At 51.5% G+C, this 24164-nt stretch carries 22 protein-coding genes; 12 read left to right on the forward strand and 10 right to left on the reverse strand.

Annotated features, from left to right (window positions below):
- Positions 1 to 9: 9 nt before the first annotated feature.
- Genes CPA50_RS09375 through CPA50_RS09385 form a run of 3 tightly spaced genes read right to left on the reverse strand, consistent with a single transcriptional unit; the run spans position 10 to position 5797 of the window.
- A complete protein-coding gene (locus tag CPA50_RS09375) occupies positions 10 to 1449 on the reverse strand; it encodes an efflux transporter outer membrane subunit (RefSeq protein WP_096782118.1) in 1440 nt (479 codons plus the stop codon).
- Complete coding sequence (locus tag CPA50_RS09380; RefSeq protein WP_096782119.1) at positions 1442 to 4603, reverse strand: efflux RND transporter permease subunit; 3162 nt, start codon at positions 4601 to 4603, stop codon at positions 1442 to 1444. Before CPA50_RS09380 ends, CPA50_RS09375 begins: the two co-directional genes overlap by 8 nt.
- A 3-nt stretch (positions 4604 to 4606) precedes the next feature.
- Positions 4607 to 5797 (reverse strand): efflux RND transporter periplasmic adaptor subunit, encoded by a 1191-nt coding sequence (locus CPA50_RS09385; protein WP_096782120.1) that lies wholly within the window; start codon positions 5795 to 5797, stop codon positions 4607 to 4609.
- A gap of 282 nt (positions 5798 to 6079) precedes the next feature.
- On the opposite strand from CPA50_RS09385, the gene CPA50_RS09390 reads away from it, so the two are divergent.
- On the forward strand, positions 6080 to 6703 hold the full coding sequence (locus tag CPA50_RS09390; RefSeq protein ID WP_096782121.1) for a 2'-5' RNA ligase family protein: 624 nt from the start codon (positions 6080 to 6082) through the stop codon (positions 6701 to 6703).
- A 26-nt stretch (positions 6704 to 6729) separates the two neighbouring features.
- Here CPA50_RS09390 and CPA50_RS09395 read toward each other — a convergent pair whose 3' ends face one another.
- The gene (locus CPA50_RS09395; RefSeq protein ID WP_179397177.1) at positions 6730 to 7677 is read right to left on the reverse strand and encodes a DMT family transporter; all 948 of its coding nucleotides are present in this window, start codon (positions 7675 to 7677) and stop codon (positions 6730 to 6732) included.
- A 167-nt stretch (positions 7678 to 7844) separates the two neighbouring features.
- Between CPA50_RS09395 and CPA50_RS09400 the strand changes: the two genes are divergently transcribed.
- Both CPA50_RS09400 and CPA50_RS09405 read left to right on the forward strand, forming a co-directional pair.
- The gene (locus CPA50_RS09400) at positions 7845 to 8801 is read left to right on the forward strand and encodes a LysR substrate-binding domain-containing protein (protein ID WP_096782123.1); all 957 of its coding nucleotides are present in this window, start codon (positions 7845 to 7847) and stop codon (positions 8799 to 8801) included.
- A 4-nt stretch (positions 8802 to 8805) separates the two neighbouring features.
- The gene (locus tag CPA50_RS09405) at positions 8806 to 9156 is read left to right on the forward strand and encodes a nuclear transport factor 2 family protein (RefSeq protein ID WP_096782124.1); all 351 of its coding nucleotides are present in this window, start codon (positions 8806 to 8808) and stop codon (positions 9154 to 9156) included.
- An 18-nt stretch (positions 9157 to 9174) separates the two neighbouring features.
- On the opposite strand, the gene CPA50_RS09410 is transcribed toward CPA50_RS09405, so the two are convergent.
- Complete coding sequence (locus tag CPA50_RS09410; RefSeq protein ID WP_096782125.1) at positions 9175 to 9933, reverse strand: DUF1499 domain-containing protein; 759 nt, start codon at positions 9931 to 9933, stop codon at positions 9175 to 9177.
- Positions 9934 to 10084: 151 nt separating this feature from the next.
- Here CPA50_RS09410 and CPA50_RS09415 point away from each other — a divergent pair, with 151 nt between their 5' ends.
- Positions 10085 to 10711 (forward strand): MarC family protein, encoded by a 627-nt coding sequence (locus tag CPA50_RS09415; RefSeq protein ID WP_096782126.1) that lies wholly within the window; start codon positions 10085 to 10087, stop codon positions 10709 to 10711.
- Between the two features lie 41 nt (positions 10712 to 10752).
- On the opposite strand, the gene CPA50_RS09420 is transcribed toward CPA50_RS09415, so the two are convergent.
- Positions 10753 to 11085 carry a DUF805 domain-containing protein gene (locus CPA50_RS09420; protein WP_096782127.1) on the reverse strand — a complete coding sequence of 111 codons (333 nt, stop codon included), beginning with the start codon at positions 11083 to 11085 and terminating at the stop codon, positions 10753 to 10755.
- 355 nt (positions 11086 to 11440) lie between these two features.
- Between CPA50_RS09420 and CPA50_RS09425 the strand changes: the two genes are divergently transcribed.
- Positions 11441 to 12655 carry a serine hydrolase domain-containing protein gene (locus CPA50_RS09425; RefSeq protein WP_096782128.1) on the forward strand — a complete coding sequence of 405 codons (1215 nt, stop codon included), beginning with the start codon at positions 11441 to 11443 and terminating at the stop codon, positions 12653 to 12655.
- Positions 12656 to 12667: 12 nt separating this feature from the next.
- Here CPA50_RS09425 and CPA50_RS09430 read toward each other — a convergent pair whose 3' ends face one another.
- From CPA50_RS09430 to CPA50_RS09440, 3 genes are read right to left on the reverse strand one after another with little or no spacing between them, the layout of a single operon-like run.
- Positions 12668 to 13420, reverse strand: a complete 753-nt coding sequence (locus CPA50_RS09430; RefSeq protein ID WP_096782407.1) for an ABC transporter ATP-binding protein — start codon at positions 13418 to 13420, stop codon at positions 12668 to 12670.
- Positions 13413 to 14654, reverse strand: a complete 1242-nt coding sequence (locus CPA50_RS09435; RefSeq protein ID WP_096782129.1) for an ABC transporter permease — start codon at positions 14652 to 14654, stop codon at positions 13413 to 13415. The genes CPA50_RS09430 and CPA50_RS09435 overlap by 8 nt, the downstream gene beginning before the upstream one ends.
- On the reverse strand, positions 14641 to 15849 hold the full coding sequence (locus CPA50_RS09440; protein ID WP_096782130.1) for an efflux RND transporter periplasmic adaptor subunit: 1209 nt from the start codon (positions 15847 to 15849) through the stop codon (positions 14641 to 14643). Before CPA50_RS09440 ends, CPA50_RS09435 begins: the two co-directional genes overlap by 14 nt.
- 153 nt (positions 15850 to 16002) lie before the next feature.
- On the opposite strand from CPA50_RS09440, the gene CPA50_RS09445 reads away from it, so the two are divergent.
- The 7 genes from CPA50_RS09445 to CPA50_RS09480 all read left to right on the forward strand — a co-directional run bounded on the left by CPA50_RS09445 (position 16003) and on the right by CPA50_RS09480 (position 23463).
- Positions 16003 to 16176, forward strand: a complete 174-nt coding sequence (locus CPA50_RS09445) for a hypothetical protein (RefSeq protein ID WP_227519539.1) — start codon at positions 16003 to 16005, stop codon at positions 16174 to 16176.
- Between the two features lie 380 nt (positions 16177 to 16556).
- The gene (locus CPA50_RS09450; protein ID WP_096782131.1) at positions 16557 to 17927 is read left to right on the forward strand and encodes a flavin-containing monooxygenase; all 1371 of its coding nucleotides are present in this window, start codon (positions 16557 to 16559) and stop codon (positions 17925 to 17927) included.
- 196 nt (positions 17928 to 18123) lie between these two features.
- Positions 18124 to 19053: an ABC transporter substrate-binding protein gene (locus CPA50_RS09455; protein WP_096782132.1), complete on the forward strand. Its 930-nt coding sequence runs from the start codon at positions 18124 to 18126 to the stop codon at positions 19051 to 19053.
- 97 nt (positions 19054 to 19150) lie between these two features.
- Positions 19151 to 20203, forward strand: coding sequence for a quaternary amine ABC transporter ATP-binding protein (locus tag CPA50_RS09460; RefSeq protein WP_096782133.1), 1053 nt, complete (start codon positions 19151 to 19153; stop codon positions 20201 to 20203).
- 17 nt (positions 20204 to 20220) lie between these two features.
- Positions 20221 to 22281 (forward strand): ABC transporter permease, encoded by a 2061-nt coding sequence (locus CPA50_RS09465; RefSeq protein ID WP_096782134.1) that lies wholly within the window; start codon positions 20221 to 20223, stop codon positions 22279 to 22281.
- Positions 22282 to 22586: 305 nt separating this feature from the next.
- Complete coding sequence (locus CPA50_RS09475; RefSeq protein WP_096782135.1) at positions 22587 to 22958, forward strand: YajD family HNH nuclease; 372 nt, start codon at positions 22587 to 22589, stop codon at positions 22956 to 22958.
- A gap of 145 nt (positions 22959 to 23103) precedes the next feature.
- On the forward strand, positions 23104 to 23463 hold the full coding sequence (locus CPA50_RS09480) for a carboxymuconolactone decarboxylase family protein (RefSeq protein ID WP_227519540.1): 360 nt from the start codon (positions 23104 to 23106) through the stop codon (positions 23461 to 23463).
- On the opposite strand, the gene CPA50_RS09485 is transcribed toward CPA50_RS09480, so the two are convergent.
- Positions 23458 to 24162 carry a class I SAM-dependent methyltransferase gene (locus CPA50_RS09485; protein ID WP_096782136.1) on the reverse strand — a complete coding sequence of 235 codons (705 nt, stop codon included), beginning with the start codon at positions 24160 to 24162 and terminating at the stop codon, positions 23458 to 23460. The genes CPA50_RS09480 and CPA50_RS09485 overlap by 6 nt on opposite strands.
- Positions 24163 to 24164: the final 2 nt, after the last annotated feature.

The following is a 24164-nucleotide window of genomic DNA, read 5'->3' on the forward strand; positions in this document are numbered from 1 at the left end:
GATGAAGCCTCAACCTGCATCCTGTTCTGACTCAGGATCAGCTATCCCGCCACCTAACACCCTGTATAGCGTGATACGGTTATCAAGATCTGCTTGCCGGGTCGTAATCAGCGATTGTTGTGCGCTATACAGTGTTCGCTGTGCTTCCAGTGTGCTTTGAAAGCTATCCACACCATTCTTATAGAGCGCCCGGGATAATTGGTAACTGCGGTTTGCCGCCGCTACCAGAGCTGCCTCTGCATCGAGCTGTTCTTGTATCGTCGCTCTGCGTGCTAGTGCGTCAGCTACCTCAGAAAAGGCAGTCTGAACGGCATACTCGTATGCCGCAAGTTGTTTACGTTGCTGCGCTTCGCTGTAAGCGAGGCCGGCATCATTGGCACCGTTATCAAAGATTGGCAGGGTCAAACCTGGAGCAATAGTCCAGATGCTGCTGGCACCACCGCTGAAAATATCAGCTAATACTGAGCTGGCGAGACCACCGGTTGTGGTTAATGACAATGAAGGAAAAAATGCCGCCCGGGCAGCCCCTATATTGGCATTGGCAGATTTCAGGCTATGCTCTGCGGCCAGCACATCCGGGCGCTGCAGCAGTAGAGTGGATGACAAGCCCGCGGGGACATCGGCCACCAGGGATGTGCTATCAGGTAGCGCATTGGGAAGCAGGCTGCCATCAAACTGCGAACCAACCAGCAGGTGCAAGGCATTAAGATCCTGATTCACCTGTGTTGTGTACAGGGCAATATCTGAGCGGGCACTGTGATATATGGTTTCAGCGTTGGCCAGATCGATCCGGGAATCGACGCCAAAGGTTAAACGCTGCCGGGTAATATCCATGGCGTTCTGAGCATTGCTTTGAGTTTCCCGGGCTAAACTCAAAGTGCTTTTATCAGCAGCCAGGGTTAGCCAGGCATTGGCGATCTCACTGACAAGTGCAATCTGTGCTGCTTTTGCGGTTTCTGCACTGGCTAAATATGCTTCCATCTGGGCATCGCTCAGACTTCGGTTTTTCCCGAATAAGTCAATTTCGTAACTGCTTAACCCCACCTCCGCTTCATAAGATGAGCTTGTTCTTCCCGACGATCTGCTGCGCGTTCCGTTCAGCCCCGCATCAATTTGAGGTAACAGGTCAGCCCGTTGGATACGGTAAGTAGCCCGGGCAGCTTCAACATCAGCAAGGGTTTGGCGCAGGCTTCGGTTGTTGCTCAGAGCCAGCTCAATTATCCGGGTTAAACGGGTATCCTTGATAAAGTCCTGCCACGGCACCTCGGCAGCTTGTTGTGTCGATAAGCCGTGGGAACCTTCAACCGGTTGATTCTGCCATTCATTGGGGACGGGCAGTTCCGGACGGGTGTAGTCCGGAGCCAATGAACTGCAACCCGCGAGCAATACTGCTCCCGCGAGCGGCAGTAGTCTGAATTTACGCACTGTTCTAGCGGTTGTTTTAATCATGGCCATTTTCCCCTTTGCTTGCATCATCGGCGTATACCGGCCGTCTTTTCGGGAAAAGGCTACGGACCAGGACAAAGAACAAGGGTACAAAGAAAATTCCTAACAGAGTGGCTGTAAATGTGCCGCCGACAATACCGGTACCAATGGATATACGACTATTGGCGCCGGCACCAGATGACATAGCCAGGGGCAAGGTGCCAAATATGAATGCCAGTGAGGTCATAAGAATCGGGCGTAAACGGAGTCTGGCTGCCTGTATTGCCGCGTCTATTAAAGACATGCCCCGTTGGTAGGATGTTTCCGCGAACTCCACAATCAGAATGGCATTTTTGGCTGCCAGACCTATGGTGGTTAATAACGCAACCTGGAAGTAAATATCGTTTTCCAGCCCTCGCATAGTGGTGGCCAAAGCTGCACCCACCAGGCCAAGTGGGATAACCAGAATAACCGATAGCGGTACAGACCAGCTTTCATACAGGGCTGCCAGCGCAAGGAAAACCACCAGAATAGAGATCGCGTACAGCATCGTCGATTGGCCGCTGGAGAGTTTCTCCTGATAGGACAGACCACTCCACGCATAACTTAACTTACCCTGCCCGATCTCTTCAGCCAGACGCTCCATTTCCGCCATCGCCTGACCAGAGCTGACGCCACTGGCGGCTGCTCCCTGGATCTCATAGGAAGAAATACCGTTGAAGCGCGACAGACTTTGAGGCGAACTTGACCACGAGGCTGTACTGAAGGCGGAAAACGGCGTCATTGTTGTTTCGCCATCAACATTCTGACCGCGGACATGCCATTCGTTGAGATCTTCAGGCTTTGAGCGATACTGGGCATCACTCTCAATATAGACTTTTTTGACCCGGCCATTATTAATAAAGTCATTCACATAGGAGCCAGCCCAGGCAGAGGTTAAGGTATCTGCCACATCAGACAGAGATAACCCCAGCGACGTTGCCTTGCCGCTGTCTATATCAATTTTGAGTTGAGGCGTTTCGCTGAGAGCTCCCTCCCGGATTGCCGTCAGCAAACTGCTTTGCCGTGCTTGTACCAGTAGTTCATTTTTTAATGCCGTTAATTCTGCACGAGTTGTACCGGCGGCAGCCTGCAGCTCAAAGGTAAAACCATCACTCTGGCCCAGCCCTCGTATCACCGGTTGCGACATGGCAAAAACATTGGCATCACGAATGGATGACAGGTTTTTATTCATCCTCTGAATCAGAGCATCAGCACTTTGATCATCCTCGGTACGCTCATCCCAGGGTTTAAGTGACACGAAACCCATGCCGGCATTCTGGCCGCTACCTGAGAAATTAAAACCGGAAATAGAGAAGGCACGGATAACTATGTCGGCTTCCTCTTCTGCAAGATATTCTTCAATCTGTTCGCCTACGGCCCGGGTGCGTTTAATCGATGCACCAGCCGGCAGACTGACCTGGAACATGGTACTGCCCTGGTCTTCCTGCGGTAAAAAGCTGGTTGGTAAACGTACAATGAGTACGCCCAATATCACAACAATCACGCCGTACACCAGAACCCAACGTATTTTACGAGTGATGATACCTTGCACATGACCGGTGTAGGAGGCGGTCATACGATCAAATGCACGGTTAAAACCAGCAAAAAAACCTTTGCCGTTACTGCTGTGTTCAGTTTTTGTTAGCAGACTGGCGCATAAGGTTGGGCTAAGAGTAAGGGCCACAATAACCGACAAGGTCATGGAGGAAACAATGGCGATGGAGAACTGCTTATAGATAACCCCGGTAGATCCGCCAAAAAAGGCCATGGGTAAAAAGACCGCTGATAATACGACTGCAATACCGACCAGCGCACTACTGATCTCTGACATGGATTCTATAGTGGCATCCCGCGGTGAGAGGTTCTTCTCTCGCATTAAACGTTCGACGTTTTCTACCACTACAATGGCATCATCCACGAGCAACCCAATGGACAGGACAATACCAAACATTGTCAGGGTATTAATTGAAAAGCCAAAGGCTGACAAGACACCAAAGGTACCTAATAAAACGACAGGTACAGCGATAGCAGGAATCAAGGTTGCCCGCCAGTTCTGTAAGAACAGCCACATTACAAGCACAACCAGTACGATCGCCTCAGCGAGGGTTTGTACCACTTCACTGATGGATATTTTAATGAAAGCGGTACTGTCCCGCGGGAAGGTAACTTCGTAACCGTCAGGCAGACTCTGCTCTAATTCAGCTACTTTATCTTTTACACGGGTAGCCGTATCAAGGGCGTTAGCGCCGGGGGACAACATAACAGCAATCCCTGACGCAGGATGGCCGTTTAAGCGGGGAATCACATCGTAACTTTCACTGCCGATCTCAACCCGGGCGAGATCACTCAAGAGAACATTTGCACCTGATGCATTGTATTTGATGATGATGTTGCGGAACTCTTCCGGTGTGGACATCATCGATTGTGCAGTAACTGTGGCATTGAGTTCCTGATTGGCTAATGCGGGCATTGCACCTATCTTACCCGCAGGTACCTGGACGTTCTGCGCAGACAAGGCGCTGATAATGTCAGAAGGCATTAACTCATATGCGGCCAGTTTTGTTGGATCCAGCCAGATCCGCATCGCGTATTTTGCGCCAAATACACGCACATCACCGACGCCCTCTATACGCGCTATGCTGTCTGACATGTTAGAGGAAATGTAATCAGCAATATCAAATGCGTTCGCCTGGTCGGTGGAGTCATAAAGCGCGGTAACCAACAGGAAGTCTGAGTTCGACTTGGTTACAGTCACACCTTGAGACTGAACAGAGTCAGGAAGACGCGAGTTGATCTGCTGAACCTTATTCTGCACCTGGACCTGAGCGTAATCAGGGTCAGTACCTTCTTCAAAGGTAATATTGATCTCCGCACTGCCATCAGCAGTACTGGATGATGAAAAATACAACAACCCATCAAGGCCAGTCAGCTGCTGCTCCAGTATCTGGGTGACACTGTTTTCAACGGTTTCCGCATCAGCTCCGGTATAGGTGGTTTTCACACTGATAACGGGGGGAGCAACACTGGGGTATTGAGCGACGGGTAGCGACATAATGGACGCAATACCAGTCAGCATGATAACGATTGAAATTACCCATGCAAAAACAGGCCGGTCAATAAAGAAGCGGGAAAACATAAGTTATACCCCTCCCTGGGAGAATGGCTCATCACTTTGGGGCTCTGTCACTGTGACCATTGCGCCAGAGCTATTCATTTCCACCAGAATGGGGGTTACTTCACTACCAGCGCGGACTTTGTCAGAGCCTTCCACCAGGAGCCTGTCATTCAAAGACAAGCCACTGGTGATAACCCATTTGTTTTCGACGGCAGCACTGGTTTCCACTATGCGCTTCTCTACCCGGTTACTATCATCAATTACATAAGCGTAAGCCTGACCATCGGCAGCCCGGTGAATGCCTTGCTGGGGAACCACAATGGCGCCCTCGTTGACTGCTTCATTTACCTGGGTACGTACAAACATTCCAGGTAGCAATAAACCATCAGGGTTCGGAAACTCGGCCCGTAGAGTGACAGAGCCGGTTGACGCATCTACGGATACCTCTTGTACTTTTAATCGGCCTTCGTGATCGTATTCACTGCCATCTTCCAGAGTAAGTCTGACAGCAGCCGAGCCCTGGCTGACCGCTTTTTCATTTATCAGCTGGCGCAGTTTCAACAGCTCGGAACTTCTTTGAGTCATATCAACATAGATTGGGTTCAGGGTTTGGATAGTCGCCAGTGCAGAGGATTGTTGCGCTGTAACCAAAGCGCCTTTGGTGACACTGGAGATTCCTATATGCCCGGATATAGGCGCTTTAACTCTGGTATATTCAAGATTGATCGAGGCTGTTTCCAGGGCGGCTGTATATTTTTCTATATTGGCCTTTGCCTCTAAATAAGCAGCATGGGCATCGTCAGCATCCTGCTGGGAAATTCCTTCAACCTTAATCAGCTTTGCATACCGGTCGTCTTTCAGTTTTGCTGTTTCAAGCGAAGCCTGAGCGCTATTCAAATTCGCTTTGGCTTCATTGTAGGCCGCCTGAAAAGTTGCAGGATCGATCTGGTATAGCAACTGCCCTTCTTCAACAATGCTGCCCTCCTCAAACAGGCGCTCCTGAACAATTCCGCTGACCTGAGGACGTACTTCCGCTATCTGCGACGCGACAACACGAGCCTGCATTTTTGCATCAATCTGGTGCGTAGCTGTGGCGACCTTGATGTAGGAGACAGAAGGGACCTGTGCACTTATCGCTGGGCTGCTCTCTTGTTGGCAACCACTGAGAAAAGCCGTTAAAAGCACGAGTCCTCCGATGCAGCGTGAGAATTTCATGGCAGAACGTTCCTTGATGAGTGATGAAAGACGAGGCTTCAGACAACAGAGTATTCGCACGATTTACAGACAGGCGAACACAGATACACCTCTACTGCAGAGCAAAATAACAAGGCCACGGTTAAATCAGGGTTAAATCAGAGTTAACACATCGTTTTGCCAGTGATACCTTTTGCTCACGGCAAACCTATAGGCTCTAATGGAGCTGCCTCAGAACTGTTCAGGGGCGCAGAGGTTGAGTGACAACCGGGTTACAGCAGCACTATATTTGTAGGGATTGCCATGTTTTCTGACTTTCTGGATCTCGATGCTACCTATCCCGCTGAGCTGAGAGATTTCCGCGAGTGGCATAAAGGAACCCCGTATTTCGGATTCTGGGCAGTCGAAGTGTCAAACCCCGCCTGCCTGAACAAAATAGAGATGTATCAGGAGCACCTGTCGGATGAATTGCATGGGGGCTATGCGCGTCAGCCCCATATCACCCTGGCGCCAGCAGGGCTGCTTGCGGATAATCATCTCCCCCGGGATTCGGTAGCGAGGCAGGTTGAGCAGCTAAAAAAACGCTCTTTCAGAGCTTTTCCCTTGCAGCTATCCGGCTGCAACAGCTTTGCTGTCTGCCCTTACCTTCAGATTCGGGATCCTTTGGGAAACCTGGATCACATACGCGAGTGCCTGGGTAGTATTGCTGAAGCAGACAACGCAAGTGGGTACACCCCGCACGTCACCCTCGGTTTTTATAACCAGGCCTATAACCCGGCCGACATCGTTGAAAAGATCGCTGAGATCCGTTCATACGATATCAGCTTCATGGCTACCGAAATCGTGTTCGCACAATACGAAACCAGAGACGTTCAAGGCCCTTATCAGGTTCTGCATCGCATCAGATTAAGCAGCCCTGATGCGTAAACCACCCCTTCAGCGTGCCCATCGCTTCAGGAGTATTGAGCTTTCCGGGCATACGCTTTCATGGCCCAGAGCACACCAGACACCAGCAATACAATCGCAACCGCTTCTACAGGCCTCGGCAGCCGGCTGCTGTAGGCAAAACCATAGAGCAAGGCAAACACCGGTTCGAATACGAATACCTGGCCCGTCAATGACAGTGGCAAGCGCCTCGATGCGGCATTCCAGAACAGGTTTGCGATCACTGAGCCCCCCACTCCGATGCCGATGCTGACGGCCCAGAACAGGGTCCAGTCCTTATCATCCGCTACAACTGCAGCTGGAGTTGAAGGTGAACCGTTTAACCAAATGAATGCGGCAAGCCCCAGAGCCCAGACACCGGCACTGACCCCTGTCAGATAGCACCAACTCCCACTCGACATATCAGGACGGCACTTCAAAGCACGGGCGTTCAGCACGGTATAGATACTCCAGCTGGCAAGTGCGCCGAACGCCATTAGCAAGCCGGTCAGAGACTGGCTTGTAGACTGGGACTGTCCACCACCCGCTCGTAACGCATCCACGTTGATGAAGACAATCCCGAGCACGATGATCAGAAGCGGCCCGGCAAGCGCCGAGAGCGGCAGACTGTCTTTGTCAGACCGCCCCAGCAGCGTAACCACAACGGGCGCCATACCTACCACCAGTGAAGCGGGGCCTATACCCACCTGTTGAATGGATCCGGCCAACAGGGCGAAAAAAACCACATTCCCGAACGCACCAAGCAATAACAACAGGCCTGCATCCCGCAGAGAGAGTGTTCGGCTGATTGAGCGAAACGACGGCGCGATAAGCAATGCAGATGCCACGCCGAAAACCAGAAACCGGCCTGCGGCAATTTCCAGTGCCGAGAATGACGTCAGGATCAGAGGGCTCAAAAAAACCAGGCCCCAGAAAGCACCCGCTGCTGCCCCGAATAAAACCCCTGTACGAATCATCAAACGCCCCTGTGACATACGTAAATTGAGTCACCTACTCTAGAGCGGACAATGCCTTGCAACTAGCGATGTATCCGACTCAAGGTATTCCACTGCGGCATGACTGTTATTTTCGGGCGGTGTTAAGCACAATAGTCTTCAGCCCCTGAATCAGACACTCTGGATCTATGAAAAAACTGAAACGGCTCCCGCCCATTCACTCGATTTCTGCCTTCGAATCCGTTGCCCGGAACGGGAGTTTCACCGCAGCTGCGGAAGAGCTCAACCTGGGGCAGAGTGCGGTCAGCAAGCAAATCAAAACACTGGAAGAACACACCAAAACGCCTCTGTTCAGACGACATGCGCGGGGCGTGGAACTGACTGCGGCAGGAATGGAGCTGCTCAAGGCGGTTCAGCCCGCCCTGCTTCAGCTTTCAACGGGTATTGAAGAAGTCCGCCAGCATCACGATGCCAATACCGTCACTGTAATAGCTACTCACGCGGTGGCTCACTACTGGCTTTTCCCCCGCGTCATAGCGTTTAATCGTGTGCATCCGGAGATTACCGTCAGTATCCGTTCAGACAATTCCATCAATGCCGCAAAGGTGACGGAGCACGACTTCGGCATACTTTATGGCGAAGGCAGCTGGCCTTTCCTCGAAGCTACGCCCCTGTTCAAGGAATCTGTATATCCGGTATGCCACCCTGAACTGGCAGTGGAGGAGCCCCGGCACCCCGAGGATTTAACACTCGCGCCGCTGATCGGACTGGATTCCACTGAGTGGGACTGCATAGGTTGGAAAGAATGGTTTCATAGCTTTGGCGTTGAGTACCAGCCGGCTCCGAATTCGCTGACCTTCAACCAGATTACCCTGGCTTATGAAGCCGCTCGCCAGGGCCTTGGTGTCGCTCTTGGCTGGCACTTTATGGTGGAAGACGATGTCCGCTCTGGCGCCCTCAAGCGGGTAGGTTCGTTTAGCTACATCTGCGGCAAACAGGATTATCTGGCTCATAAGGCTCACTCACCTTTGAAATACTCAGCCCGGGTGTTCATGGAATGGCTTCTTGCCTCGTTGTCATTCCCGGCCGCCGGGCTCTCTGGAGAAACCCACATTCATACACCGACTTTGCAAGGAGTACGTTAAGACCATGCTCTCCCAATTGTTCCAGGCCATTGATAATCAGGATGCCACCGCCTTCGCCGATTTTCTGACAGAGGATTGCACTTTCTCTTTCGGCAATCAGCCTCCCGTTTGCGGCAAAGAGGCAGTGCGCGATTTTGTTGCAGGTTTCTTCTCCTCAATCGAAGCTGTGTCTCACAGCCTTCTGGAGTCCTGGGAGGTGACAAATGGCTCCATCTGCCAGGGTACAGTCAGGTATACCCGCAAGGATGGATCCACCCTTACGGTGCCTTTTGCAAACATTCTGAAACTCAGAGAAGGCCTGGTCAGCGACTATCGGATATTCGCTGATACCTCGGAGCTCTATCAGCAGGGATAAGCGTGCCTTTTCGGGGACTCAGCGGGAAGCCAGGTCATCAAGAAAAGCCTGAATCCGCCCGGCGTTCGCACCCAGGTCGCTCTTCCCTACTCTCGATGCGGAACGCATGTCTACCTGTATCCCTGAACCGGTTTCAGTCATGCGGATAACTACATCATCTTTAAACCCGAACCAGCTGGTGGTTGCTGTGGCTTCAAGGGTATTTGCAGTGGCCCCTGCAAGCTCCCACCCTCGCGCCTGAATGAGGGCTTTTGCCGAATCCATGGCACTGGCCAGTGATACATCGAGGGTAATGGATTTCAGCTGAGGGTAAGCCGCCTGTTGCAGGCGTGCCGTTTCTGCACCCGGATATTCCACCTCGTTAGGCGCTTCCTTTCGGGCTGCAGCAAGCAAGGTAAAGGCTGGCGGCGTTTCCACGTCGGTCGTAATGTCGTGTATGGGTGGCACAGTCTGGGCCTTGTGCTTCATTTCCATGGGCACCGCGATCATAAAGAACACCGCCACACTAACCAGTAAACCCACAATGGCCGGACGCCATCGGCGGGACCGTCCGGAAACCACCATTGTAATCAGCCCCAGTGCAGCCGCTCCCAGAGCTACCTGTGCGCCCTGGCGCAGCATCCCGAAAGACGTTCCCAGGCTTATCCATTCTGCCTTGTAGGCAGGCCCTGCCAGCCCCATAAGCAACCCTGCCAGAACCAGAAGAGCTACGCCAAACCAGGCCGCAATGACTGGCCATTTTCCTCCACGGAGTGGCGAACGTGTTTGTACCGGCATACTTCTTCCTTTTGCTGGGGGTCGTTTGAACAGGGAACGAGAATTTACGAGTTTACCATTACGGACGCACACTTTAGCCCGATCACCAGTGGTTTGGTATGCTGTGGGCGGTATTTCTGTCGCAGCGTCAGTCTACGAAAACAAGGAAAACATGAATCCATTACTCGAGCATGCGCTATCGGTTTTTATGGCCTTTTTCGCAATTATGAATCCCGTTGCAAACACGGCAGTTTTTCTTGGTTTGACTAACGACACCAATAAGATTGAGCAGCGAAAGATTGCAACCAGATCTCTGATCATCACATTTCTGGTTATTTTATTGTTTGCGGTCTTGGGAAAAACCATTTTCCATCTGTTTGGAATCAGTCTTCCCGCACTGAGAATTACCGGAGGCATTCTGGTATTTCTTATCGGATACCACATGCTTCAGGGGGCAAATTCAAAATTACATACAGCCAAAGAGAGTTTTGATACAGACATAGCAGTATCGCCCCTCGCCGTGCCTCTACTTGCCGGGCCTGGAACCATAGCAACGGCTATGAATTACTCGGCAACAGGTGGGTGGCTGGAAATTGTAATCACGGTTTTTACATTTCTGGCGCTGTGCTTTATTACTTTCTTTTGTTTTATTTACAGCTCAAAAATACTCGCTTACGTAGGCAAAAACGGGCTGGGAATGGTCACGCGCCTGATGGGGCTGATTCTGGCAGTCATAGGGGTTCAGATGTTAATAGAAGGGTTGAATGCCGCAATCCATATTTCGCCATTTACAGGCTGACCGGGCATTCACCCCAAAGCACATACGATAAGGTGCCTGGTCTATGCGGGCTCACCAAACCGTGTTTCGTCACTCGACTTCAGTGCAAGAAAGACAATCAAAACAATCATGCCGATCAAGGGAATAAGCACAATCAGCTGCCACCAGCCAGAGCGGTTGGTATCGTGTAGTCGACGGGTAGCGTAAGCAATACTGGGAACCAGCATTACCAAAGAAAAAATTGCTGAAATAAAGTATGTCCCCAACACAAAATCAACGCAGCTCAGAATTACGTAGATAACAATATAGATAAGAAAAAACATCCAATATTGTTGGCGAGTTGCTCGCCCGCTGAAGTTTGCATAATTACGAAATGCGTCCAGAAAATGCTCCATTCGACTACTCCTTGATATATTTTAGACAAGTCCCGAAAAATCCATATCTCCGCCCACCGTCCGGACATGGAGTCCATGTCCGGACGGTGGGCGGGTAGTTTCTGAATTTTTGTTAATATACAGTGACTTCTGATTTTAGAAAGAGATGCAGACGGACAGATTTGCAAAACAATGAAAAATATCGGGAAAACCCACACAAAAATTACGTATAATCAATAGCCTACTAATTTGTTTTAAAACGTAACCACCCTGTATTTCTGCAAAGTCATGAAAGAAATTCCGATGTGGTTCAACGGGTTAAAACAAGCCACAATGACACAACAAACTCAAAACCACACAATAAGGCGCCTCCTTTATGACGGAACCTGAACAGGTCGAAGGCCTTGTATCGGCCAGACTTCTCAATGTTGAAGACCATATTGACCGTCAATACATTCAGCCCGGAAAATTACCCGGAACGCTGACACTGGTGGCGCGGCGTGGAAAAATTGCCTACGTAAAAGCCCAGGGGCTGATGGACGTGGAGCGCAACAAGCCGGTCTGCAGGGATACCATTTTCCGTATTTACTCCATGACCAAACCGGTCACCTCTATCGCCATGATGCAGCTTTATGAGCAAGGGCGCTTTTTGCTGGATGATCCGGTACACAAATATATCCCGGCGTTTAAAAACCTGCGGGTATATAAAAGCGGTGTTTACCCCAATTTCCTGACCACACCCGCAACCAGCACCATGACCATTCGTGACCTGTTCACCCATATGTCAGGCCTGACCTACGGGTTTATGAACCGGACCAACGTTGATGCTGCCTACCGGGAACTGGGCCTTGATGGCAGCCGGAACCTGACGCTGGAAACACTGGTGAAACAACTGGCGGAACTACCCCTTGAGTTCTCTCCCGGCACAGCCTGGAACTATTCCGTCAGTACGGACGTGCTCGGGTACCTGGTCCAGTTGCTTTCCGGCCAGCCATTTGAGGAGTATCTGCGTGAACATATTTTTGAGCCCCTGAATATGCCCGACACAGGCTTCCAGGTCCGTGACGATCAGTTGGACCGTTTCGCAGCCTGTTACCAGTATCAGCCCGGCGATCAGTTCAGGCTTCAGGACGACCCGGAGAAGTCTCACTTCCGACGCAAAGGTAAGTTTTTTTCAGGTGGCGGCGGGCTGGTCTCTACCATTGATGATTATTTCCATTTTGCCCAGGCTCTGTGCAATGGCGGAGAGTTTCAGGGGCGGCGGATTATTGGTCGCAAAACTCTGGAATTCATGCGCAGCAACCACCTGCCCGACAATCAGGATCTGCCAGCCCTTGCAGTTGGCTCTTTCAGCGAGACGCCCTACGCCGGGACAGGCTTTGGCCTGGGCTTTTCAGTAAAGACCGATGTAGCCAAATCCCAGACCTGTGGATCTGCCGGCGAATACGGTTGGGGAGGCCTGGCGAGCACCAACTTTTTTATCGATCCGGCCGAAGACATGGTAATGATCTTCATGACACAGCTGATCCCTTCGTCGTCTTATGCGATCCGTCAGGAATTACGGGCCATCGTTAACGGGGCTCTGGTGTAAGCTGCCTTACAGCTACACGGTCAGATTGTTTATTTCGGCTGAAGAGCCATCATAAACAATGCGGCCGTCGGTCAGGCGAATTGTCCGTGGGCAGCGGGAACTCAGGCGCAGGTCGTGGGTGACAATCACGATCGCGCATTGATGTTCAACGTTAAACCGTTCAAAGAGGCTAAAAACCTCGTCCGCGGTTTGCGTATCCAGATTGCCCGTTGGCTCATCGGCCAGAATCAATGCCGGGCGGGTCACCAGAGCACGTGCTATCGCCACCCGCTGCTGTTGTCCGCCTGACAGACGATTAGTCGACTGACGCATATAGTCCGTGAGCCCGACCTCACTGAGTAAATACTCGCCGTAGGCAACCTGCTCTGCAGACGGTTTGCCAAAGCGCAGCATCAATGGCATAAGCACATTGTCCAGCACGCTGAACGCACTGATCAGGTGGTGAAACTGGAACACAAATCCAATCGACTCGCTGCGCAACTGCGTGCGCTGTTGCTCACTCATACCCTGAGTCAAATGCCCCTGAATACGCAATTCGCCCGAGGAAGACTCATCCAGCAGTCCAACCACATTCAGCAGCGTACTTTTACCTGAACCGGACGTACCCACCAGCGCAACTAATTCACCGGCGCGAACCTGCATAGAGATATCGTGCAGGACATGATTTTCAAGCGGTGTACCCGCGTTAAAAACCTTGTTCAACTTATCCAGCTGCAACACCACCTGCTGGCCTGCTGCCTGGGTTAACACCTGAGGCCTAGACATAGCGAATGGCCACAGCAGGATCATATCGCGCTGCACGGCGCGCCGGCACCATCGCAGCAACAACGCCTGCAACTGTCGCAATCAGAATCGCCGATAGCAGCATGGATGGCTCCAGCCGAATCACAAACAGGAGTCCACCAAAGTTATTCAGCACCTGCACCAGCGTATAGCCGACAATCACTCCCAGCAGCGAACCGGCAAGGCCAAGCAAACCACCCTGCAACAGGAACACCCGCAAAATCTGCTGCCGCGAACTGCCCATGGCACGCAAAATACCGATCTCTCGGGTACGCTGCACCACACTGACCGCAAGCACGCTGGCAATGCCAAAGATCACGGACAAAGCAACAAACACGCGTATCATCTGTGTTGTCATGGTTTGTGAGCTCAGGGCATTAAGAAGCTGGCTGTTACTTTCCATCCAGCTCTGCACATGCAGGCCGGTTAAGCTATTAATACGCTGCGCCCAGTATTCAGCCGCGAACACATCTGCAATCTTCAATTCCAGAATCGTGATACCACCGGGCAGGTCGAGCAGGGTTTGCGCCTGTTTCATGTCTGTATACACATAGCGGCTGTCCAGTTCACCCACACCCAATTCAAAGATTCCTGCCACGTCGACGACAGCCTGGCGGTTATCACCCGCATCCAGGCGCAGTTTATCACCGGGGCGCAAGCCCAGATCTTCAGCCAGTTGCTTACCAATCAGCACGTTACTGGCTCCGACACTAAAGCGCCCTTCACGCAGATACGCGTTCAGGTCAATGATGCCGGCATAGCGCTCCGGATCAATGCCCATCAGCGCAACAGAGGCTCGCGCCGTGCCTTTCTGCGCAAAGGCTGGGCCTGAGATGAGTGGCGAGACGGTATTCAATACTGCAAGCTTATCCAGCGCATCACGCACTTCCTGCCAGTTATTAATGGTTTGCAAACGCTGGGCGCGAGGACTCTCAATCGCCCAGACATAGTGGCCAGTCCGGATTGCTGAGAGGTTATTTTCCTGCCGGGTTGCCTCAATACGAATGTGCGCCTGCGTGCCCAGAGTCTTGTCTATGATGTTGTCCTGCAACCCCATCATCAATGCAGTTATGAACACGATCACCGCCGCACCGACTGAAATCGCTACGCTGATCAATAGGGTCTGCAAGGGGTTATCCGCCAGAAAACCCAGCGCAATCCGCCACTCAATCCACAGTGAATTGCACAAATGACCAAGACGGCTAACGAATGACATGCTGCGCCTGCTCGAAGCGAACACGGACGTGCTGGCCATTGCTCAGACTGTCCGCCTGAACCACCACATCACCCTCCGCCAGGCCGGAAACAACTTCACTGTGGGTCATATTGCGCAGACCCAGCTGCACCTGTACGGCGTTGACTTCACCATTCTGCCAGCGAAAAACCTGTGCCTGCCGGCCAGAATCAAACTGCAGATAGTCATTGGGTAATACCAGCGCACGCTCACGCTCTGCGGCGATAATATTTGCAGAGACCGTCATACCCTGAAGTAAAGCCCCGGGTGCATTCCCGCCGTCGGCAAGCACACTGATATGCACATCAATAGTTCCGCGAGCGCTATCAACTGCCGGGGCAATAAAACTCACCACGCCCGGCACTGCCTGTTCTGGCCAGGCATCAGCAACCAGTTGTACCGGCTGATTCAATTGCACGGGAGCAAAGTTCTTCTCATCAAGCGCGACCACCACTTCAAGACCATCCATGGCTGTACCATCGCGCCCCATACCTTCGCTGCGGGCAATTTCCAGCAGTACCCTGCCCGGTTGCACCAGGTCACCTGGCTCAACATTACGGGTCTGGACGCGCCCGGAAAAAGGCGCATAGATGCGGGTTTTGGCAAGCTCAGCTTCGGCACTCTCAATTCGCTGTTTCAGCAACCTTTCCTCCGTGCTATCAACAGCAAGGGAATCTGATACCAGCTGCGCGCGCGTCAATGCGGTTTTGGCATTGAGCTCAAGACGCTGTGCCTGTTCAGCCAGTTCGATGGAGATGGTTCCTTTCTCAGCTAAAGCTTCCCGACGCCTCGCTTCACGGCTGGCTTGCAGCAGGTTGTCGCGAGCCTCAGCCACGGCAGCTTGCGCCTGTGGCCGACTGATTTTTTGTAATTGCTGCAGCAGTGTTTGCGCCTGGGCCAGACGTGATTGCAGCTCTTTAGGGTCAAGCTCAATCAGCAAATCCCCCTTCCTGACCCAGTCTCCTTCTCGCACATGGCGTGCAGTGACCGTGCCCGTAATTTCGCTACCAATGTGTGCCAGTGACTGATAACGCACCTCCCCGCTGGCCACAATGCGAAGCTCAAGCGGCATCAGCTCAACCTCTAATGCGGGCAATACCGGGCCACGCCACAGCTGCACGCCCGCGAACATGCCTGCGCACACTGCAACTATGACAATTCCATAAACTATGCGCATTCAAGCCTCGCTGGAGCATGACTCAACCGGATATGCAGAGCTTTTATAACCAAGTCTCAACTATCAGTATTATCACGCAATTAAGTCAAAATATCTTCACTGAACGAGCCGAACCGGCTTGGACCAACTCTTTTCACTGGAAGGCAAACACGCATGGCTCGAGAAAGACACCACGGCGGTTACAACCTTACCTCACTCTCCCACGGAGTCCATGCAGTACCTGAGGTGCTGGCTGGTGGCGACGTGCAGGAACTCTGGGAAAAGGGCGTCAAGGAAGCAGAAGAGGCTGCGGAGTTCCACCGGTCGGCTTTCAGCAACGACGAATAGATTTTCAGACTGGCAAGTGGTTGATTTCGTCGCCCGGGTGTTGCAAAAAAACGCTGACACCTGAGATGTGTTAGTATGCTTGTCCTGGCATACGAGTTACCAAGTTTTTTCCTGCTTGACCAGTTCGAGCGCTTCCTTCCAGCGTTTTCTCGAGATCTCGCGTTTTATCGGTGGCCTGACCACCCTCGGCCTTCTATTTTACTCATAGATGCAGCCTTCATCACATTGCGCCATCAGTAGATCAAACCCTGGCGCACATCACTGCAGAGCTTGATGGCCCGACCGTTACCGGTATGAGCTGCGCTCTTTTCCGCGATTAATCCGTCGTCAGAGCAAAGCTGGCCTGGCGCACGGTGCAACGCCTGAAATCAGGAGTCTCTATGACTTTTAGAGTTGCCATTTTAGGCGCCGGCCCGAGCGGCTTGGCCCAATTACGTGCCTTTGAAGCAGCCCGCGACGCCGGTGCTGATATTCCCGAGATCGTGTGCTATGAAAAGCAGAGCGACTGGGGCGGCATGTGGAACTACACGTGGCGCACAGGCCTGGATGCTTACGGCGAGCCCGTCCACGGCAGTATGTATCGCTATCTATGGTCAAACGGCCCCAAGGAGTGCCTGGAGTTCGCGGATTACAGCTTCGAGGAGCATTTCGGTCGCTCTATCCCGTCCTACCCTCCACGTGCCGTGCTGCGCGACTACATCATGGGGCGCGTCGCCAAGAGCAATATGCGCCAGCACATCCGTTTTAACACTGCTGTGCACTGGGTTGACCATGACGAAGCCGCCGGTAAGTTCACGGTTACGGTACGGGACCTCAAACTGGACGAACTGAGCACCGAAGAGTTCGATCACGTTATCGTCGCCACAGGGCACTTTTCCACCCCCAACGCGCCCTATTTCGAGGGTCTGGAACAGTTCCCCGGTCGCGTTCTGCACGCCCATGATTTCCGCGATGCTTGCGAGTTCCAAGGTAAGGATCTGCTGCTGATTGGCAGTAGCTACTCGGCGGAGGATATCGGTACCCAGTGCCACAAGTACGGCGCCAAATCCGTCACCTTCAGCTATCGCTCCAAGCCTATGGGCTTCGATTGGCCGGAGTCCTTCAGCGAAGTGCCCTTGCTCGTCAAAGTGACCGGCAAGACGGCCCACTTCAAGGATGGCACCAGCAAAAAGGTCGACGCGATCATCCTGTGTACCGGATATCAGCATCACTTCCCGTTCCTGCCCAACGAACTGACGCTGACCACAACAAACCGGATGTACCCGGAAGGTTTGTACAAGGGCATCTTTTCCCTGGTCAATCCCAAGTTGATATTCCTTGGTATGCAGGATCAGTACTACACCTTCAATATGTTCGACGCTCAGGCCTGGTATGCCCGTGACGTGATGCTCGGCCGCATCACACTGCCAGAAAATGAAGTCATGGCGGCCGATAGCCGTGAATGGGTTGACCGCGAACTGAAGCTTGCCGATCCCATCGACGAGATCGATTTCCAGGCAGCTTACATACAGGATCTGCTTGAACCTACCGACTATCCAGCGTTCGATGTAACCACCGTCGCCGATATTTTCAAACAGTGGGAGCACGATAAGGAAACGGAGATCCTCGGCTATCGCAATATGAGCTATCGCTCCACACTGACCGGGACCCTGGCGCCTGTGCACCATACGCTATGGATGGATGCGATGGACGATTCCCTGGAAGCCTTCCTCCAGGAAAAGAAATCGCAGCCGGAAAAGGTGTCTGTATGAGTCGGTCACCCCTTAGTCAGGCACGTTCGCGTTTCACATCAAGCAGTATCCATTGGGGATTTATGTGGGCTATGTGGTGCGCCGTACTCTGGGGCGCCTGGTATTTACCAAGCTCGCACCTTTGAAACCAAGCTCTAAACGCCAAACAAAGAAAGAAATGGTTAACGACTGATAACAATACTATCTGGAGATATACATGAAGTTTTTTAACAAGCTCGCTACTGCGGCTGCCGTTGGCTCACTCTTACTTGGTGCTAATGTAGCCCAAGCAGACTCGAAAGAGCCTATTGTAATTCCTACCCATAACTGGACCAGTCAAATCACTATGGCGTACGTTATTGGAGGGATTTTTGAAAGCATTGGCGATAATGTTTCTTACGTGCCTGCGGATAGCCAAACAGTTTACGAATCCATTCGTAACGGTGACGTCACTATTGGTCACGAAGTATGGCAGTCAACTTTTGGTAAGTCGTTCAACAACGCTTTAGACGCTGGCGGCATCATTGATGTGGGCAAGCACGCTTCTGCTACTCAAGAAGAGTGGTGGTACCCTGCGTATGTAGGCGAGCTATGTCCTGGCTTACCTTCCTGGGAAGCACTAAACGAGTGTTCTGATCTATTTGCAACAGCAGGCAGTGGCGGAAAAGGTCGCTATCTGGATGGCCCGATGGACTGGCATGGCCAAGAAACCCTGGACCGCATTGAAGCACTTGATATGAACTTTACAGCTAAGTTTGCCGGGTCTTCTGGTGCACTTTGGGCTGAACTGGCGTCAGCAGCTAAAGACAACCGTGCAGTCGTAGTCTTTAACTGGTCACCTAACTTCACCGATGCCGGTGACGGTGGCAGCTTCGTTAAATTCCCTGCGTATAGTGATGGCTGCAAGAAATCAGATGGTGGTGATGGCAAGTGTGGTTCTCCACCTGCAGGTTGGCTGAAGAAGGCCGCTTATTATCAAATGCCTGCAAAATGGCCAACAGCTTACAAAATCTATAACAACATCTCCTTTACCAAACGCGATATAGGCAACATGGCTGCATTAGTTGACATCGATGGCATGAGCCACGAAGCAGCCGCTGCTAAATGGCTTGCTGACAACGAAGCAACCTGGAAAGCCTGGCTGTAAGCCAAACCCTCTCCTCTGATCTGAATGCGCGGCATTCAGGTCAGGCTCGAAACCTTGATACTGCCTTTAGCGCTTCATTTTTTATCGGGATTTAATTATGTCAACACCAGCTCAGCCGGTGATTAAGTGCGAGTCTGTCTATAAAATTTTTGGCGACAACGCTGTAAAGCTGTTGAAACAGTCAGGCGGAAAAGTAGATACAGAATCATTACTTGAAGCAGGGTGTGTTATTGGTGTTAACAATGCGTCTTTTGAAGTGCACAAAGGTGAAATGCTCGTTGTCATGGGCCTGTCAGGCTCTGGGAAATCGACCCTTTTGCGCTGTATTTCGCGCCTGATCGACACCACTGCAGGCGATATCTTTATTGATGGCGAAGACCTGCTTGCCATGAATGCAAAAGAACTCATCAACATTCGTCGTAACAAAATGGGCATGGTGTTCCAGAGTTTTGCCCTCCTGCCTCACAAAACAGTGCTGGAAAACATTGCCTTACCGCTACAAGTGAAAGGCATGAGCACCAACGACAGCATGGGCCGTGCGATGGACATGGTAAATCTGGTAGAACTCACAGGTTGCGAAAATGACTTCCCGCGACAGCTCTCTGGTGGCCAACAACAACGTGTCGGCATTGCTCGCTCATTGGCAGTGGAGCCGGATATCTGGTTTCTTGATGAGCCATTCTCAGCTCTGGACCCTCTGATTCGCAGGGAAATGCAAGACGAGTTCTTACGCTTACAAAGAAAATTAAATAAAACCATCTTGTTCGTGACCCATGATTTTGATGAAGCGCTACGCCTTGCCGACCGCATCGCCATTATGAAAGACGGCGTCATTGAACAAATTGATACCCCAGCCAACATCGTACTCAACCCAGCCACGGAATACGTTGCCAAGTTCACCCGTGGAGTGCCACGCGAACGCGTACTCTCTTGCCAAACCATCATGGGGAAATATGACGCCTCTGCTGAGATGAGTGACGTCACTGTATCCGAAGATGCCATTATCGAAACCGTAGCAGAGTTCGTACTAACCGAGCAAAAACCAGTGGCTGTCATTGATGCAGAGGACAAGATTGTTGGCGTTTTAAACAGCAGCACCATAATACACGTCTTGTTTGGTGGAGCTAACAGTATGCCAGTTAATAACTAAGTCGTGAGCCAAGCCTGATGCGATATTTTACCGAAAATAAATGGACTCAGTTTGTCGCCTTATTGGCGGTTTTCTTTGCTCTTGTGATAGCCATCGATCCAGCCACCGGTGGCAACTTATGGCGCCTGCAAGAAACCCGCTTCTGGTTGCTGCCAGACATTGTCAACGACAGCCTCAAGTTCCTCATAAATGACTTCTGGGTTGTCGATATTTACGATGCTGAGTTAGATATCACCGAAGAATCGACCATGATTAAGGAGTTCACTCGCACCCTGTCTGGCGCGGTTCTTTTTAGCATTAATCTGATTCGTGAACTGCTATTAGGCGGCGTTAAAACCGTTGTGGCTTTTACTAGCTGGGACTTTATCAGCGAAAACCAGTGGGCTCGAATCCCTGCACTGCCGTGGCCAGCTGTTGCTGTTGGTGCATTTTTAGCAGGCCACTATCTTGGCGGCCGTAGCCTGTCTGTTTTAGCTGGCGCCAGCACCATTTACATTGTTGTATTTGGCCAGTGGACACCCGCAATGCAAACCTTATCCTTTGTTTTAGTGGCTGTGCCATTATCGGTTGTTATAGGGTTGTCATTAGGAATAATTGCTTTTAAAAATAAAACGTTTGAGTCCATGTTGGCGCCACTGTTAAACGTAGCTCAATCCATGCCTCACTTCTCTTACTTAATCCCAGTAGTGGTATTCTTTGGCATTGGTGACCATGCAGGTGCTATTTCAACGGTTATTTTTGCTACCCCCCCAATGATCCGCTTAACCATTCTGGGCCTTAAAAAAGTCTCTCCAGAGGTGTTGGAGGCTGGCATGATGAGTGGCTGCAACCCTCGCCAGCTCATGTTTAAAGTGTTAATCCCTACGGCCCGCCATGATATTTTGATCGGAGTCAACCAGGTCATCATGCAGTGTTTGGCCATGGCTGTCATCGCATCATTTATTGGTGCAAAGGGTCTGGGCTACGACTTACTTGTGTCCTTGAACATGCTCAATATAGGCGAAGCCCTCGAATTGGGTGTGTCGATTGTATTGATTGCGGTAGTTTTGGACAGGCTATCTCTGGCTTGGGCTAACAAGCAGGTCGATTACTTTGCTGACCAGCCATTCCATGTGCGTCACAGGTATTCGTTAGCCTTCTTGGGGGGGGTGATCTTCACTTCTGTGATTGCCTATGTTGCGTCGATAGTTTTCCCGGGAAAGGCTAACTACCTATACTTCATTGATGAATCACAAGGGTTCACTACTGAAAAGTTCTGGGACGTAATTGTTGACTGGATCATCACCAATACTTACGACAGCGTGCAAACCTTCAATTTCTTCATGATCACCTCAATTTTGATGCCCATGAAACAGGCTTATTTATCGATGCCAGTCGCTGCAACCTTATTCCTGGTTGCAGGCTCGGGCTACATTATTGGTGGGCTTCGCTCCGCTGTTATTGTGACGGCCTTCATTGCCTTCATTGCTTTAACACCCTGGTGGGACCGCGCTCTAATTACAGCCTATATGACCACCTTCGCGGTTGTTATCTCCGTTATTATTGGTTTCAGCGTCGGCATTTTTTGCTCTCGAAGCCCCCGCGCAACGAAGGTTATTTTACTGGTTTGTGACACGTTTCAAACGTTTCCATCGTTCGTCTACTTGATTCCAGTCATCATGTTGTTTGGGGTGAGTGATTTATCAGTGCTTATTGCGGTAATCGTATACGCCACAATCCCTGCCACACGTTACACCGTAGAAGGATTGAGTAACGTGCCTAAATCCTTGCAAGAAGCAGGCTCCATGTCAGGGGTTAACCGCATACAGCGTCTACTACAAATTGAGCTACCTTTGGCGTTCCCACACATTATGTTGGGCATTAACCAAACCGTCATCTTTGCGTTGTTTATGGTTATCATCGGTGCCTTTATTGGTACCGACGACTTGGGTCAGCTCATCATGCAATCTTTGTCTGAAGCCAACGGTATGGGCCAAGGCATTGTTCTCGGTTTATGCGTGGCCTTTATCGGCCTGGCTGTAGACCATTTGATCCATACGTGGGCAGAGCAGCGCAAGAAAGTGCTGGGGATCGCATAAGACGACTAAGGGATCAGCTGTGTCATGAAGATCATTACCATGTCTTCGACCGGATCGATAAAAAAGTTGGTGCTCGCCAGCCTCCCCCAACAGTATTCGCCGGCAGATCCTAATTGTCGGACAGGTGGTTGCTGCGCATGAATTCCAGAGTTTTGCGACCAATAATCCGCCGCCCCTGAAACTCTCCACCATTGCACAGAGCCTGGGCAAAATGGAGGATCTGGATTTTTTGTTGTTCTATAGCCACAAAGGGTGGCTATGCTTAAAGTACCTGATTTGAACACACTGCACTCAGGGGAAGATTCATGAGCCAGAATGCCGGCAACACAAGCAAGGTAGACAAGCTACTGGCTGAGCAGCGCGACTATATCGCCAAGCGCGAAGGCGGTTATCGCGAACGTGCGCTGAAAATGTACCCATGGGTCTGCGGGCGTTGCGCCCGTGAGTTCACCCGTATCAATCTGCGAGAGCTGACGGTGCATCATGTCGATCATGACCACGACAACAATCCGGCCGATGGCAGTAATTGGGAACTGCTGTGCGTGTACTGCCACGATGAAGAACACAGTAAATTTGAAGATTTCGTACGTTACGGTGGCAATTCCGAGAAAAGGCGGGAGGCGGCTACACACAACCCGTTTGCCGGTCTCAGGGATGCACTCAACAAGAAGGACTGAACACTTGGCGAATTGCCGCAAACTGGCGACATAATGAACATCAGTGCTATTGAAATCAGCCCCATCAACCCTCAGGCTACAGGTGTCAGCAAGCTCCAGAGTTGTTTTGGTCTATGATTAGAGACACCACACACAGGAGATCACAATGAAGAACTTTCCCGCACACTATGAAGAACTGAATGCCTGGATGGGCAAACTTGGTGTTGCTATTCCGGATGTCATGGAAGGCTTCGGTGCCCTGCACAAGGCGAGCATCGCAACCGGCGCCCTGGACAGCAAAACCAAGGAGCTGATCTCGTTGGGAATCGCCATTACTGTGCGTTGTGACGGCTGTATCTCGTTCCATGTCCATGATGCATTAGCGGCGGGCGCCACCAAAGAGGAAATTGCAGAAACTGTAGCCGTTGCAATTCTCATGGGAGGCGGGCCGTCAATGGTCTACGGTATTGAGGCAATGCAGGCTACGGAACAATTTATGGAGCAGTCAGCCCAAGGCGGCTCATAACGAGCTGACTTTATCGGGAAGTGGGAGCCCTGGCGGGGTCGGCATACCGCGCCAGAACCTGAGTATATGCCCCTTGAAAGGCTTTTCCAGATAGTCTGTATGAGCCGGTTTACCGTGCGAATGGCTATACCCGTGGGCTTCCATTTCCCGTGTGAGTTTGTTTTTCCGGCCACGGCCCGGGTCAACCAGAATCACTTCACACGTGGGGCTGGCGTGCTTCTGAATAAAGTCAGCGACCATTTTGATGTGCTCATCTTCGTAAAGCAGGTCACTGCCGATAATGATATCGAACAGGCCAAGGTCACCAGGCTCATCTGCCCAGTTGATTCGCTGATAGTTGATGGCCTTTCCGTCGTTAAGCTGTGCGTTCCTCTGTAAAAAAACTCCGGCTTCCGGATGGTAATCGGTGGCGGTGATATCGTCATGCCGCTTGTTGAGCAACAGACTGGAAAGCGCCATACCGCAACCCATTTCCAGAATTCGCTTTCCCTGCGTCAGGTGATCTTCCATGTAATGGGCAAGCACCATGCCCGACGGCCAGATTACGCCAAAAATAGGCCAGGTGGCCGATGAAATGCCCAGATTAAGGGCGACGTCGTCCGGATCATAAAACTGCTGGGTATCGCGCAAGGTGCAAACGTGAATATCCACGTTTCCGAACTCAAGGGTCTGGTACCGCATGCGCAGAGGTGCTTTCATTG

Origin of the sequence: Marinobacter sp. ANT_B65 (genome assembly GCF_002407605.1) — a bacterium.
Classification (GTDB): domain Bacteria; phylum Pseudomonadota; class Gammaproteobacteria; order Pseudomonadales; family Oleiphilaceae; genus Marinobacter.